At 67.3% G+C, this 14140-nt stretch carries 16 protein-coding genes; 2 read left to right on the forward strand and 14 right to left on the reverse strand.

Features of this window, described 5'->3' with window-relative positions; genetic code table 11:
* The 4 genes from VI078_06555 to VI078_06570 form a co-directional block, all read right to left on the reverse strand.
* The coding region (locus VI078_06555; protein HEY5998952.1) for a hypothetical protein at positions 1–195 on the reverse strand (195 nt) is incomplete at its 3' end.
* On the reverse strand, positions 192–1448 hold the full coding sequence (locus tag VI078_06560) for a TolC family protein (protein HEY5998953.1): 1257 nt from the start codon (positions 1446–1448) through the stop codon (positions 192–194). The genes VI078_06560 and VI078_06555, both read right to left, overlap by 4 nt.
* A 351-nt stretch (positions 1449–1799) precedes the next feature.
* Positions 1800–2252 (reverse strand): hypothetical protein, encoded by a 453-nt coding sequence (locus VI078_06565; protein HEY5998954.1) that lies wholly within the window; start codon positions 2250–2252, stop codon positions 1800–1802.
* Positions 2253–2512: 260 nt separating this feature from the next.
* Positions 2513–2992 (reverse strand): helix-turn-helix domain-containing protein, encoded by a 480-nt coding sequence (locus tag VI078_06570; GenBank protein ID HEY5998955.1) that lies wholly within the window; start codon positions 2990–2992, stop codon positions 2513–2515.
* Positions 2993–3014: 22 nt separating this feature from the next.
* Here VI078_06570 and VI078_06575 point away from each other — a divergent pair, with 22 nt between their 5' ends.
* Entirely contained in the window at positions 3015–3164 is a 150-nt protein-coding gene (locus VI078_06575; protein ID HEY5998956.1) for a hypothetical protein, read from the forward strand.
* 396 nt (positions 3165–3560) lie between these two features.
* Here VI078_06575 and VI078_06580 read toward each other — a convergent pair whose 3' ends face one another.
* The 10 genes from VI078_06580 to VI078_06625 form a co-directional block, all read right to left on the reverse strand.
* On the reverse strand, positions 3561–3977 hold the full coding sequence (locus tag VI078_06580) for a DsrE family protein (protein ID HEY5998957.1): 417 nt from the start codon (positions 3975–3977) through the stop codon (positions 3561–3563).
* Positions 3977–4507 (reverse strand): OsmC family protein, encoded by a 531-nt coding sequence (locus VI078_06585; GenBank protein ID HEY5998958.1) that lies wholly within the window; start codon positions 4505–4507, stop codon positions 3977–3979. Before VI078_06585 ends, VI078_06580 begins: the two co-directional genes overlap by 1 nt.
* A gap of 305 nt (positions 4508–4812) precedes the next feature.
* A complete protein-coding gene (locus VI078_06590; protein ID HEY5998959.1) occupies positions 4813–5982 on the reverse strand; it encodes a sigma 54-interacting transcriptional regulator in 1170 nt (389 codons plus the stop codon).
* A gap of 131 nt (positions 5983–6113) precedes the next feature.
* The gene (locus tag VI078_06595; protein ID HEY5998960.1) at positions 6114–7499 is read right to left on the reverse strand and encodes a sigma-54 dependent transcriptional regulator; all 1386 of its coding nucleotides are present in this window, start codon (positions 7497–7499) and stop codon (positions 6114–6116) included.
* Complete coding sequence (locus VI078_06600) at positions 7492–8712, reverse strand: ATP-binding protein (GenBank protein ID HEY5998961.1); 1221 nt, start codon at positions 8710–8712, stop codon at positions 7492–7494. The genes VI078_06595 and VI078_06600 overlap by 8 nt, the downstream gene beginning before the upstream one ends.
* Before the next feature lie 7 nt (positions 8713–8719).
* Positions 8720–9682, reverse strand: a complete 963-nt coding sequence (cysK, locus tag VI078_06605; GenBank protein HEY5998962.1) for a cysteine synthase A — start codon at positions 9680–9682, stop codon at positions 8720–8722.
* A gap of 129 nt (positions 9683–9811) precedes the next feature.
* Positions 9812–10579: a phosphoadenylyl-sulfate reductase gene (locus VI078_06610; GenBank protein HEY5998963.1), complete on the reverse strand. Its 768-nt coding sequence runs from the start codon at positions 10577–10579 to the stop codon at positions 9812–9814.
* Entirely contained in the window at positions 10579–10836 is a 258-nt protein-coding gene (locus VI078_06615) for a sulfurtransferase TusA family protein (GenBank protein HEY5998964.1), read from the reverse strand. Before VI078_06615 ends, VI078_06610 begins: the two co-directional genes overlap by 1 nt.
* Positions 10833–11711 (reverse strand): 4Fe-4S binding protein, encoded by an 879-nt coding sequence (locus tag VI078_06620; GenBank protein ID HEY5998965.1) that lies wholly within the window; start codon positions 11709–11711, stop codon positions 10833–10835. Before VI078_06620 ends, VI078_06615 begins: the two co-directional genes overlap by 4 nt.
* Positions 11708–12676 (reverse strand): PLP-dependent cysteine synthase family protein, encoded by a 969-nt coding sequence (locus VI078_06625; GenBank protein ID HEY5998966.1) that lies wholly within the window; start codon positions 12674–12676, stop codon positions 11708–11710. Before VI078_06625 ends, VI078_06620 begins: the two co-directional genes overlap by 4 nt.
* 308 nt (positions 12677–12984) lie before the next feature.
* On the opposite strand from VI078_06625, the gene VI078_06630 reads away from it, so the two are divergent.
* Positions 12985–14034: a transglutaminase domain-containing protein gene (locus VI078_06630; protein ID HEY5998967.1), complete on the forward strand. Its 1050-nt coding sequence runs from the start codon at positions 12985–12987 to the stop codon at positions 14032–14034.
* The last annotated feature ends 106 nt before the right edge of the window (positions 14035–14140 follow it).

The following is a 14140-nucleotide window of genomic DNA, read 5'->3' on the forward strand; positions in this document are numbered from 1 at the left end:
GTGCAGCCGCTCCGAGGCGGCGGCGAACGCCGCCTCGTCGGGGGCCGCAGCGGGCGCGCCGGACGGTTGCGGCAGCACCAGCGCGCGCGGCGCGTAGGCGTCGAACTCCTTGCGCAACGCCTCGTATTCGGACGCGGCGGCGACGTCGCCCGCCAGCACGAGCAGCGCCAGGACGGCGAACGGTGCGGTCTTCATTTCGCGCCCCCCTGCGGCCCGGCCGCGGCGTCGTCGCGGCGCGTCAGCGAACGCCCGGCCAGGGACTCCAGTTCCGCCAGGAGCGCGCCGCGGTCCGCCTGGGCCCGTGCGCGCGCCAGCCGGAACGAGTACCACGCGCTGCGCGCCTCGGCGGCCGCGCCCAGGTCACCCTGCCCCTGATCCAACCGGGCCTGGGATGCCTCGATGGCCCGTTCGGCCTGTGGGATGAGATCGTCGCGGTAGAGCGCGTCGAGCCGCTCGGCGTTCTTCAGCCGGAAGGCGACGTCGTGCGCCTTCGCGCGGGTCTCGTTGAGCCGGGAGCGGTACATCGCGCGCATCCGCTCGATGTCGGCCTGCGCGGCGCCGAGACGCCCGGCGTTCTTGCCGGGGTGCAGCGGCAGCATGAGGCCGGCCCGCAGGCCGAACTGCTTCTCGTCGTCCTCCTGGCCATAGGACACGCCGAGCGAAACTTCCGGCAGATTCTCATAGCGCACGAGTTTGGCCATCGCCTCGGCCTTCTCTGCCTCCGCGCCCGCGACGAGCACGTCGTCGTTGTTTGTCTCCACAAGGGCGTCGATCTCGGACACGCTGAACGCGAGCGCTGCGGCGCTCTCGCCGGCGATCGCGCCGATCGGAGCGTCGGGGGCCCGGTCGAGCAGTGCGTTGAGCCGCGCCCGCTCCGTGCGCTCGGCCTCCTCGAGCAGCAGCACGTCGTAAGCGACCTGTCCGGACTGGGCGCGGGCCTTCATGAGCTCGAACAGGCTCGCCCGCTGCCCCGCATAGGCGCCGGCGCCGCCGGCCACCAGCTTCGCCACCAGTTCCTGCTGGTCACCCGCGATCTGCCGGGCCGCTGCCAGGTAGCCCAGTTCGGCGGCCGATCGGCGCACCCCGTACGTCATGTCGCGCACGGCCGCGTCCGCCTTGAGCTTTGCCACGCGCACCTCCGCGCGGGTCACCGCGCCGGCCGTGCCCTGGCGGCCCCAGAGGGGAATCGCCTGGCTCAGCGCGACGCTCCAGTCCATCGGCTTGGCCAGATTTCCCGGGTCTTCCGCCGGATACATCCCCTCGACCATGAGTTCCGGGTCGGCCCACGCCGTGTCGACGCGGTACTTCTCCACCGCCGCCCGCCATTCCGCCCGCGCCGCGCGGATCATCGGGCTCGAGCGGTAGCCCAGGTTCACCAGATCGGCGACGCCGGCCCCCTGCACGATCTTCGCCTCCAGCGCGGCGCTTTCGCCGTCCGGGGGCGCCACCGGCCCCGACGCCCCCGCCGAAGTCGAAGCCCAGGCCGTGATCGTGGCTCCGAGAAGGCAGGCGATCGTCCCTCGTCTGCGGTGCGTCCCTGCCGCCGTTGCATCCCTCTTCATGGCTTTCTCCTCCGTCGGGCTACGAGAATGCAAGGCACATGCCAGTGCAAGAACGCGCTGATATTCTAAGTTATTCGTCTCGCGGCGACTCCGCAACTGAAGAATAGTCTTGAGGGAGTTGGAGACTATTGTGCGGCAGGATCGGGAGACGGGCAAGCATCGCGGGCGACCGGTCGGATGGCTTTGTTCTCAGGACGGGCGGCGACATCGATGCCGATGTCGCCGCCGTCGGGCAGGTCACTTCAGGTCGTAGACGAAGCTGTCGACCAACTCGGTCTCCGGCAGCGCGATCTTGGTCTGGATGGTGTAGGCGCCGCGGAAGGCCAGGTCGACGTCGGTGCCGGCCCCGCCGTCCATGACAAACGCGGGATAGCCGTCGCTGACGCCGCTGGGCCGGGTCACGACGTAGCCGACGTCGATGTCCCGCACCGCCCTGCCGTTCGCGCCCGTGACGAAGACCATCAGGTGGTGGGACTTGTTGGGCCCGCCGTCGTACGAGGACATCGGCATCACGGACGTCACGTTCATCTCGGGGACGCCGATCAGGGTGTAAGTCAGCGTGTACCCCGACACCTGGGCCTTGCGGATCTCGGCGCCGTAGCGCGAGAGATCCGTCGCGAAGGCAGGGCTGGCGATGGCGAGGCCCAGCGCGGCCGCGAGGACCAGCGTGCAACACAGGTTCTTCTTCATGGCAGTTTCCTTTCCGTTGTCGTCTCCGTGGACGATCGTTCTTTCCGCACATCGGCTCTCCGGCGCTTCGCCCGCTCCGGAGGGCTGCGCGTTCTCCTGTCGTTTCTCATGTCGCGGCCTTCCTTTCCGTTCTCCACCTGTTGCGCTCCACTGCATGAGTGCCACAGCAACGTCCGTGCCAGAACGGAGAACGCCAGTTATTGCGGGACTTCTCGAAGACGCGGCGCCGAAGATGGCGAATAGTCTCCTGCAGGTGACGGCTATTCTGCACGCTGTGCGCCGCCGGGAGACACGGCCGCGGCCCCCGGCTTTCGGGGCAGGGAGTATTTCTCCATCCGGTAGAGCAACAGGTGGCGCGGGACCCTCAGCAGGTGCGCCGCGCGGCTCTGGTTCCAGCCGCTGCGGCGCAACGCCTGGAGGATGAGGGCCTTCTCGGCTTCCTCCAGCGGGACCCCCTCCCCGGGGAACGTGAACGAGAAGCCGCCGGGGTCCAGCCCCGGCGCGGCCGGGCGCGGCGCGCGGATCTTCTCAGGGAGGTCCTCGACACGGATGAGATCGGGCTCGCCCAGCACCAGCAACCGCTCGATCGTGTTCTCGAGCTCGCGCACGTTGCCCTTCCAGGGGTATCGCGCGAGCGCGCGCAGCAGCTTCGCCTGCAGGTCGACGGGCAGCTCGGCGACCTCATCCAGCAGGAGGGTGCCGCGGCCGGCCTCCTCGAAGCGGCCCTTCTTGTCGCGCACCGCCCCGGTGAAGGCGCCCTTCTTGGGCGGGGAACTCTACCAGGCTATCGCCACATCGGGGGCGCAGGCGGTCATTCTCGCGGCGGTGGAAGCGGAAGGCTCCCTGCTCGTCCGTGAACTCGCGAGCCTGCCGCCGACCGAGCGTCTGCCGGTGATCAGCCACTGGGACTGATCAGACGGGGACATCGTTGGCGATGCTCTCGCTGAGTTCGGGCAGTCCGAGGACCTGGGGATGGTTCTGCGGGGCGGCGAGACCGTCTTGTACTCGGCGAACAACTCATCCGGCGGCACTTCCCGGGGGCTCCGCATGAACCTTCAAGTCAAGGCCCCCGTCGAGGAACTCGGACCGGAGATCGAAATCGCCGACCGCCGACCGATCCATCTGGGTGGCTTCGTCACCATCTACGTGATGTCCGCTCTGGGCCTTCTTGTCCTGGCCGTCTTTCCGGCGTGCCGCATCGCTCTGTTCATTGGCGGTCTGTTCCGTCAACAGGCGGTCGGCGCGCTTCCAGCGCGGCCCAGAAGAATCCGTCGGGGGAGGGTCACACTCCCCCGACGGATCAGTGAATCAAAAACTGATCGTCCCTCTTGCCCTGGTCGTCACCGCGATCAGGCTCATCGCTCCGGCCGGCGACACGCCTTCCACCAGCTCCTGTGGGGAGATCTTCTTGTTTGCCATCGTCTGGGTGCAGCACTGTATCTCCACCCCCATCTCCAACGCCTCCTGCAGTCGCTGGGCAGTGGACGGCAAGCCCGGCCGCGGCGTCTCCCGGGCCGCGATGGCTCCCTTCACCATCACCTCGACCGCACCCTGAATGCAATAGAGAATGGTCTGGAAGTCGGCCGAAGCCGCCAGCGAGGCGAACATCAGCGCTGACCGGACCCGCTCCTCGTTCTCGAAGCCCGAGGCGCAGACGATCGCGAAGAGCGGCTGCTCGGTACAGGACCGGCGCTCATCAACGCTTGTCTGACCGAGCAGCTGCATCACAAGACCTCCACTTCCGTGCCGATCTTGACCGGCCGCGAGAGCGTGAGCCCGACCGGAGAGGTGGCCACCACGTGCGCGTGGAGCTGGCGAAGCGCCTCCGCCGTGGCGTCCGCCTTGATCTTCACCTTCACGTCGATGGTCTTGAAGCCGGGGAGCTTGTCCATCTTCAAATTCTCCGGAGCCTCGAGGCCAAGAAAGCCGGGAAGGTCGATTTCGCCTTCGAGATCGATCTTGAGGTCGTGGATCTTGATCCCGCGAACTGCTGCATTCATCGCGTAGCCGATCGAGAGGCAGGCTCCGTAGGCCTGGAGGACCATCTCGACGGGATTGGCCGCCAAGTTGGTGCCGCAGAGCATTTCCGGCTCGTCCACCTGGAGCGTGAACTCGCGCGAGCACGTCTCGACTTTGAAGCCCCCTTTCCATGTGGTGGACGCCTTCCAGATCGTCTTGCCCATTTCCCACTTCTGCTTGACCGCCTCGACTACCTTGACCAGGTTGTCCACTTCCAGCCCGTTGAGCACCGCCATTGCCGTTCCCTCCGTTAAAGGTTCGCGCAGGGATAATGCATCGCTCATGCCATGTCCAAGCGAACCTGAGATCCGAGGCGGCTTACGCAGAATAGAAGGAGTATTGTCATCATTTCAGCGTAGCAGCGCATTTCGTGAACCCAGAAACGCATGCATGGGTTAGGAAACGGGAGCACTCGGCTGGCTTGATCGGGCGGTCAAGCGTGCAAAATGCAATGCCCCCGAGCGCTCAATTGCGTCAGTCGTGCTCGAAGGCACTTCAAGACACTGATATCGTTAGTTTTATCTTGTTCGAGAAGATGCAATCAACGAGATTCCTGGAACAGCTTCAATTTTCTCCAGAGCGTGGCGGCGTTCACTCCCAGCTCCCGCGCCGCCTGCTTCTTGTTGCCTCCGGTGAGCTTCAGCACACGAGAGATGTGGTCCTTCTCGACACTTTTCAGGGTGAGGTCTCTGTGCTCAACTTCCGCGATTCCGAGTAGCTCGACTGGTAGGTCCTCTCTTCTGATTTCGTCGGTTTCGGTCACCACCAGAGCCCGCTCGACCATGTTCTCGAGCTCCCGGATATTGCCTGGCCAGGGATACCACACGAGTGCCTGAAGGGCGTCGTCAGCGATCCGGCGAACATCCTTCCCGATCTTCTTGCTGTACTTGGCCATGAAGTATCTCGTCAGCAGGGGAATGTCCTCACGCCGGTCCCTCAGCGGAGGCAAATCGATCCGAATTACATTCAGCCGATAATAGAGGTCCTCCCTGAAGTGTTTCTCCCGGATCGCCTCCTCAAGGTTTCTGTTCGAGGCCGCGATGATCCTCACGTTGACCTGGCACGGCTGCGTGCCCCCGACCTTGAGAAACGCGCCATCCTGGAGGACCCGCAGCAACTTGACTTGCAGATTGCCGCTCATGGCCTCGGCCTCGTCCAAGAACATGGTGCCGCTGTCGGCCGCCTCGAAGAGCCCCTTCTTGTCGGCACCTGCGCCAGTGAATGCGCCCTTGACGTAGCCGAAGAGCTCCGACTCCAGCAGGGCTTCGGGAAGCGCCGCGCAGTTGACCGCGACGAAGGGCCGGTCTTTGCGGATGCTGTTGAAGTGGATGGCCCGCGCGATCAACTCCTTGCCGGTGCCGCTCTCGCCGTAGACCAGAATGCTCGTAGGCACGTCAGTAACCTTCCGCACGAGACTGAGGATGCCGGTCATTTTCGGGCTGTTGGCGATGATCCCCTCGAAATTGAAGTAGCGACTCCTGGCATCCGCTTCTTTCCTTACGGTTTCGTAGATCCGGGCGTTCTCGATGGCAAGACCGATCGGCTGCGTCGCCGCCCTGAGAATATCGAGAAGTTCACGGTCAAGATTGTAGGGGGTATGCGTGATGACACAGAGCACACCCACCACCTTGCCCCTGGCGAGGATGGGCAGGCCGGCGTAGAACTCCATGCCTTCCTTCTTCAGCACGCCGCGGGTGAATCGCGGGTCTATCGTCGGGGCAGAACGGAGCGGGGGCCTGTATCGGTATTACATCCGGAAATCCTGACTCGATGTGCGGCCTCCCGGAACCGGCGCGTTTCCGATCCCGGATGGCCCCAGTGCTTCACCTGGCACCGCCATGCCTATGGCTCCCGCGGCGGCCTGCGCGGCAGCGCGAATTTCTCCATCCGGTAGAGGAGCAGGTGACGGGGGACTTTGAGCAGCTGCGCCGCCCGACTCTGGTTCCAGCCGCTGCGGCGCAACGCCTCGAGGACCAGGGCCTTCTCGGCTTCCTCCAGCGAGACCCCCTCCTCTGGGAACGTGAACGAGAATCCGCCGGCCTCCAGGCCCGGCGCGGCCGGGCGCGGCGCGCGGATCTTCTCCGGCAGATCCTCGAGGCGGATGACGTCGGCCTCGCCGAGCACCAGCAGCCGTTCGACGGCGTTCTCCAGCTCGCGCACGTTGCCCTTCCAGGCGTGGCGCTTGAGGGCGTCCATCGCCTCGCGGCTCACCTTGACCTTCCTGCCGCCGCCGAGGGACCGCAGGAAGTGCGCGACCAGCAGCGGGATGTCTTCCGGTCGCTCGCGCAGGCTCGGGAGGTGGATCGGCACCACTGCCAGCCTGTAGTACAGATCCTCGCGAAACCGTCCCTCGGCGACGTCGCCCTCGAGGTCGCGGTTGGTGGCGGCGATCACGCGGGCCTCGAAGCGGATCACCCCGGTGCCTCCCACCGGCGTGAACTCGCGCTCCTGCAACGCCCGCAGCAGCTTCGCCTGGAGATCGACGGGGAGTTCGGCGATCTCGTCCAGCAGCAGCGTGCCGCCCCCCGCCTCTTCGAAACGGCCCTTCTTGTCGCGCACGGCTCCGGTGAAGGCGCCCTTCTTGTGGCCGAACAGTTCGCTCTCGAGCAGCTCACGGGGGATCGCCGCGCAGTTGACGGCGACGAACGGCCGGTCGGCCCGGGCGCTCCTGAAGTGGATGGCCTTGGCCACGAGTTCCTTGCCCGTGCCGCTTTCCCCGGTGATCAGGACCGAGGAATCGGAGTCCGCGACCTTTTCGATCAGTCGGAAGACCTTCTGCAGCAGCGGCGAGTCGCCGACGATGTTCTCGAAGCCGTACTTCTTCTGCACCTCGCGCCGCAGACGCGCGTTGTCGTGCTCCAGGCTCTTGAGCCGCAGCGCCTTGCGGACGGCGAGGACGAGCTCGTCGCGGTTGAAGGGCTTGGTGACGTACTCGAAGGCCCCGGCCTTCATCGCCTCGACGGCCATCTCGATGGTGCCGAACGCGGTGATGACGATGACCGGGGTCTCGGGGGCGGCCTGCCGCACGCGCCGCAGCAGGTCCATGCCGTCCATGCCCGGCATCTTGATGTCGGTCAGGAGCAGGTCCACGCGCTCGGTTTCCAGCGCCGCGAGCGCCTGCTCGCCCGATTCCGCGGTGAGCACGGCGTAGCCCTCCTTGGCGAGGTTGTACTCCAGGATCCGCCGCAGGCTCGCGTCGTCGTCGACGACCAGGATCTTCTCAGGCACGGGGCACCTTCGCTTCCGCGTCACCCTCGGCCGCGGGGAGCGTCAGGACGAATCGCGCCCCGCCCTCCGGCCGGTTTTCCGCCCGCAGCATCCCGCCGTGCGCCTCGGCGATGCGCAGGCTGATCGCCAGCCCGAGCCCCGTGCCTTCCGGCTTCGTGGTGTAGAAGGGCGAGAAGATCTTCGGCAGCGCCTCGGCCGTGATGCCCGGCCCCTCGTCCTCGACGACGATCTCCACCAGCCGTCCCTCCACGTCGCGGAACTCCAGGCCCTTCACCAGCCCCTCGCGCACGAGCCCGCGCAGCCGGATCTTGCCGCCGCGCGCACTTGCCTGCATCGCGTTGAGCAACACGTTGAGCAGGATCTGCTTCAGGTGCACCGGGCTGCCGCGCACCGGCAGCGGCCGGTCGACCTCAGTCGTCAGCGCCAGGCCATCCTTCGCCGCCTGCACGCGGACGAGCCCCGCGGTCTCGCGGGCGAGCTCCCCCAGGTCCAGAAGCTGCGCCTCGTCGCCGGCCTTCGGGCGGGCGAAGCCGAGGTACCCCTCGATCACCTGGTTCAGGCGGTCGGTCTCCTTGAGCAGGATGTCGAGGAATTCCGCCTTCGGCGAGTCCGGGGGCAGGTCTTCCCTGAGGATTTCGACGGTGCCCCGGATCGAGCTCAGGGGATTGCGAATCTCGTGGGTGATGGTCGCGGCCAGCTCGCCCACGGCCGCGAGACGATCGGCCCGCCGCAGCTGCCCCTCGATCTCCAGGATCAGGTCCGCCTGCCGTCGCAGATCCCGATACGATCGTTCGAGCTTCTCCGCGGCCTCCTCGCAACGCAGGCGGTAACGCTTCTCCCTGCCGGCGAAGTGGCCGATCAGCGCGGCGAACCCGAAGTAGACGGTGATCTCCATGAACTGGTTGGCCAGCTCCCGGCTCATGTGGTGCCAGTCGAGCAGGATGTGCGGGACGTAGAAGGCGGTAACCAGCGTCGAAGCGAGTATCCCGCCGCGGACGCCGAACCAGACCGCAGCCAGCCCGACCGGGATGTAGTAGAGGCGGCGGTAGAAGTCGTGCAGCAGCGGCAGCGTCGTGACGGTGGTGTAGTGCAGGACCGAAATCCCCAGCACGAGACCGACGACGGTCGCGATCTGGCGACTCGCACTTCCGGGCGTCGCGCGAAGGCGCGGCAGCCTCGCCTCCGCGATCGACGCCGACGCCCGATCACTCATGAGCGACTCAGGTGCCGAGTCCTGCGCAGAGCGCGGTCACCAGATAGCGCTGGGCGATGTCGGGGAAGATCACGACGATCGTCTTCCCGGCAAAGGACTCCTCCCGCGCCAGTCGCACGGCGGCGGCGCCGGCGGCGCCGGAGGAAATGCCGACCAGAAGCCCTTCCTCCCGGGCGAGCCGGTGCGCAAAATCCAGCGCCTCGTCGCTGTCGACCTGCTCGACGCGGTCAATGATCGTGAGGTCGAGCGTCTCGGGAATGATCCCGGCGCCGATGCCCCGGATCTTGTGGTGGCCGGGGCGAATCGGCTCTTTCGCGAGCCGCTGGCTGATTACCGGGCTCTCCTTCGGCTCGACCGCAACGGAGATGATCTTCTTCCCGCGGCCGTTCTTGATATGGCGCGAGACGCCGGTGATCGTGCCCCCGGTGCCGACCCCCGCAACCAGCACGTCGATGCCGCCGTCGGTGTCGTCCCAGATTTCCGGCCCGGTCGTCCGCTCGTGCGTGGCCGGGTTGGCCGGATTGTTGAACAGCATCGGCTGAAGATAGCGTGCCGGGTCCGACGCAGCGATCTCTTCGGCCCGGACGATGGCGCCTCGAATTCCCTCCGCCTTCGGTGTCAGGACGAGTTTCGCGCCGAGGGCGGTGAGCACCAGGCGTCGCTCGGCGTCCACGGTCTCCGGCATGGTCAGCGTGAGCCCGTACCCGCGGCAGGCCGCGACAAACGCAAGCGAAATCCCGGTGTTGATGCTCGTGGCGACCTCCACGATCTCGACTCCTGGCCGGAGTTCACCACGTTCCTCGGCGTCCCGGATCATGCCCGCCGCGATCCGGGATTTTGCCGACAGCGACGGATTGCGCCCTTCGATCTTGGCCAACACCGTCGCACGGCAGCCGCGCGTGACCCTGTTCAGGCGAACAAGCGGGGTATTGCCGATGGTACAGGTGATGTCTTCGAAGATCCGGGGCATGGCTCCTCCCTCTCCTGTGGCGTCGATGAGTGCTCCTCCGCGACGAACCTCATTAATAGTCTACTATGACGATCGACTCTCTTGCAAATACTGATTCCCCGACGCGGGTTCTCTGGAGCCACTCAGTGATCAGATGCCGGACCCGTGCAGCTGGCTGGGGAGATGCAACCCGCACTCCTTGTGCTCCGGCCGCTCCCACCACCACCGCCCCGCCCGCTCGTCGTCGCCTGCCTGGACGGGCCGGGTGCAGGGCGCGCAGCCCACCGACGGGTATCCCTGGTCGTGAAGCCGGTTGTACGGCAGATCGTGCGCCCGGATGTACTCGGCCACCTCGCCAGCCGTCCACCCCGCCAGCGGGTCGAGCTTGATCAGCCCGCCATGCGCCTCGTCGAGCGCGACCGCCTCCACGCGGGAGCGGGTGACGCCCTGCGACGCCCGCCGGCCCGAGATCCAGCCGTCGAGACCGGCGAGCGCGCGTCCGAGCGGCTCGACCTTGCGGATGCGGCAGCACTCCCTTCGCGCCTCCAGACCGCGCCTGAAGGAGAAGAGTCCCTGCCGGCGCTCCTGTTCTTCCACCGACGCGCGCTCCGGGAAGTGCCACTCGATGGCGACGCCGAAGCGCTCGCGCACCCGCTCCGCCACCTCGTAGGTCTCCTCGGGCAGACGGCCGGTGTCGATCGCGAAGATACGGGCCCCCGGGAAGACCTCCGCGAGCATCGACACCAGCACGATGCTCTCGCGGCCGAACGCCGTCGCGAGCGCCAGCCGCGGGTGCAGGAGCGCGGCGGCGCGCGCGAGCAGTTCCCGCGCGGAGGCCGCGGCGCGCAGCTCCGCGAGCAGTTCCTCTCGCTGGCGCCCTCCGGGGACAACGGTGCCCGATGCCGCCGGGGCCGTCATCAGCCGCAACCGGCCGCCGGCGCGGCAGCGCCACCCCCGCCGCCCGCGGTGACCTGCAGCACGAAATGGCCGCCATCGCGCCCGACCGCCGCCACGCGATGTCCCTGCGCCTTCACGGCGGCGATCACGTTCGTCAGCGCCCCCTGCGTCAGGCGGATCTCCAGGGTCCCGGTCGAGCCGAGCCCGGCCAGCGCCATCCCCACCTTGGCAGTGGTCATCGGGCAGGCGTCCCGCGTGATGTCGACGAGGACGCTCATGCGCTCTTCCCCTGCAGCGCGCCGAGGTGCACCTCAAGCGCCTCGATCCCCACCCGCCGCAGCGTGTCGCCGAAGCGCTCGCGGGGCTTGCCCTGGAGGCGGAAGAATTCCAGCGCCTCGGCGACCGCCGCCGTGACCTCCTCCGGCCGCGTGAGCACGGCCGCGAGGGGCCGGCCCAGCGACGGTGCGCGCCCGAGCTTGCCGCCGACGAAGATCCGATGGCCCCGGACGCGCTCGACCATGCTGCCGGAGGGGCAGGCGGTGATGCAGTCGCCGCAGCCGATGCAACGGGCACGCTCGATCCCGCCGGGCCCGCCGTCGGCGCCGGCGCGGACGGCCTTCGTCGGGCAGACCGTGAGGCAGAGCCCGCACCCCGTGCAGCCCTCGCCGCTCCAGCGCGGCTCGACCCAGCCCTTGACGCCGAGGTCGTTCTCCTCGGCCTTGAGGCAGTTGTTCGCGCAGCCGCTGATGCCGATCTTGAACTTGTGCGGCGCCGGCGCGCCGAAGAAGGTCCGGTCCAGGTCGCCGGCGAGATTCAGCGTCTCGATGACGCCGTTCGGGCACACCCCACGCCCCTGGCACGCGACGACGCCGCGCACGGTCGGCCCGCAGACGCCGAAGCCGATCCCGCGCGCGGCCAGGAAGGCCTTGAGGGCGACCAGCGCGCCCGAGGGCACATCGGGTATCTCGATGCCCTGGCGGCTCGTCAGGTGCAGGGCACCGCTGCCGAACCGCTCCGCCGCCTCGGCGACGGCCCGCGCCTGCGCGCCGTCGAGCGTCCCCGCGACCAGGTGCAGGCGCACGAGGAACCTGTCCTCCCGCTCCTGGCGCATCACACCGCCGCGCTTCAATTCCCGATAGTCGATCCCGCTCACGCTGTCACCTCCGGTCTCCCGTCGTTGCCCACCACTTCGTCATAGAACGAGCCGTACTTGAATGCGCTGTCCGGGGAGATACACACGGCCACCGCCCCGGCCGGCAGCCGCGCTTGAAGCGCCGCCCAGACCGCCGCACCCGTCGAGGGACCGACCAGCAGCCCTTCCTCGCGGGCCAGCCGCACCGCGGTCGCGTACGCGTCCCCGTCCTTCACGACCACCGTCTCGTCGATCAGCGATTCGTCAAGGATCCCCGGTTTCCTGCTCTCCGCGAAACTCTTGAGACCCGGCATCCGGTGGCCGCGCTCGGGCTCGATCGCGATCACGCGGACTGCCGGCCTGCGCTCCTTGAGGAACTTCGCAACGCCCGTGATCGTCCCGCAGGTGCCGAGGCCGGCGAAGAAGTGGGTGACCCCTCCCTCGGTCTGGTCCCAGATCTCGGGGCCCGTCGTCTCGTAGTGCGCCCGAACGTTGTCCGGGTTCTCGTACTGGTTCGGCATCACGTACCGATCGCGCGTGCCCTCCCCCTCGACGAAGCTCTTGGCGAGCGCGATCGCCCCGTCCTTGGGGTGCTCGATCGGGCAGAGGTCATCCGGCGTCGGCCAGACTTCGGCGCCGAGCAGCCGCAGGAGGGTCACCTTCTCGGCCGGCACGGCCGAAGGAACGGTGATCGTGCACGGCTGCTGCCGCAGGTTGCAGAGGGCCGCAAGCGCGATGCCCGTATTGCCGGACGTCGGCTCGACGACGCGCCGGCCGTCGAGCCGCCCGTCGCGCACGAGCCCCTCGAGAAGGGCACGCGCCGTGCGATCCTTGATGGAGCCGAAGGGGTTCATCCACTCGAGCTTCAGCAGGAAGTCGCCCTGCCCCGCCCGCTGCAGACGCCCCAGCCGTACCAACGGCGTGGGGTTCTCCCGCGACCCGATCAGCTGAGAGACATCATCGAAGACCCTGCGCGCACCGTTCATCGTCGCTCTCCGTTTCGGCCCTCCGGGAAGGACCCGGGCCGGGCAGCCATCGTATTGCTAGTATTACGATGGCTTTTATAGCATACAAACCAAATTGCAGCCGATGAAGAGCCCATATCGGCGCGATTTCGAGAGTCGTCAGAAACACGTATCTTTATGATTATAATATATTTTGCACTATGACTAGTATTGCTATGTAGATACAAACATTTCTCTTGACATGACTTCCAGGATTAGCCAAAGTCTTGGGAGCACAGAACGCAAGAGGCTCAGAGCCTGACGGCCGTCAACTATCGAGGGGACGTGTCATGAAGACAGGAGATGCGAAGTGGCTTCCACTCGGTCTTGCGCTGACAGGCCTGCTGTCGGCTGCGACACCCGGTCCGAGCGCGGCAGCAGCGTCCCGATCGGGGATCGTCACGCTCGAGGTCGACCTGACTGCGCAGGAGCCGGGCGCTCCGGCGCGCCTGTGGATTCCCTACCCCGTCTCGGATCGAAACCAGTTGGTGCGGGACGCACACGTCGGCGGAGACTACACAACGGCGTGGGTCGGCACCGACCGCCGGCACGGCACGCCGACGCTGTACGCCGAGTGGTCGCAGGGGGCCCCGACCCGCAAGCTCTCGCTCTCTTTCGTCGTCGAGCGGGACGAGGTCACCCGGCGTGATCTCCCGGCCGCCGAGCCTGCGTGGAATCCGGGGGACTATGGCCCGTACCTCCAACCGACGAGCCTCGGTCCCCTCGACGGCAAGGTCCGGGAGCTGTCTGCCACGATCACCTCCGGGAAGAGGACCGTCCTCGAGAAGGCGCGCGCGATCTACGACTGGACGGTCGAGAACATGTACCGCGACCCGGACACGAAGGGCTGCGGCAAGGGCGACGTCTGCGCACTGCTGCGAAAACCCGGCGGCAAGTGCACCGACATCTCCTCGGTGTACGTCGCGCTCTGCCGTGCGGCGGGCGTCCCGGCCCGCGAGGTCTTCGGCCTGCGTCTCGGGAAGAAGGCCGAGGAAGACGTGACCACCTGGCAGCACTGCTGGGTCGAGGTCTTCCTCCCCGGCTGCGGCTGGTTCGCCGTCGACCCGGCGGACGTGCGCAAGGCGATGCTCGTCGAGAAGCTCGACCTCGGCGACCCGAAGACGAAGGAGTACCGCGAGTACTTCTGGGGCAACGTCGACGCCTGCCGCGTGGCGCTCGCGCAGGGGCGCGACCTGGTGCTGAACCCGCCGCAGGCCGGCGCGCCGCTCAACACCTTCGGGTATCCCTACGCCGAGGTCGGCGGCAGGCCCCTGGACTGCTACGACCCCAAGACCTTCGTCTACACCTATCGCTTCCGCGAAGTGCCGGAGGCCCGATGATCATTTCTTGCCTGCGGAGGTCGCGGACGGCGAACAGCGATCGCCTGTGCCTTTGGCAACGGGGGGAGAGGGGATTTGTCGGCGGCACCGGCCCCCCGGGGCAGAG

The organism is bacterium (assembly GCA_036524115.1).
GTDB lineage: Bacteria > JAUVQV01 > JAUVQV01 > JAUVQV01 > DATDCY01 > DATDCY01.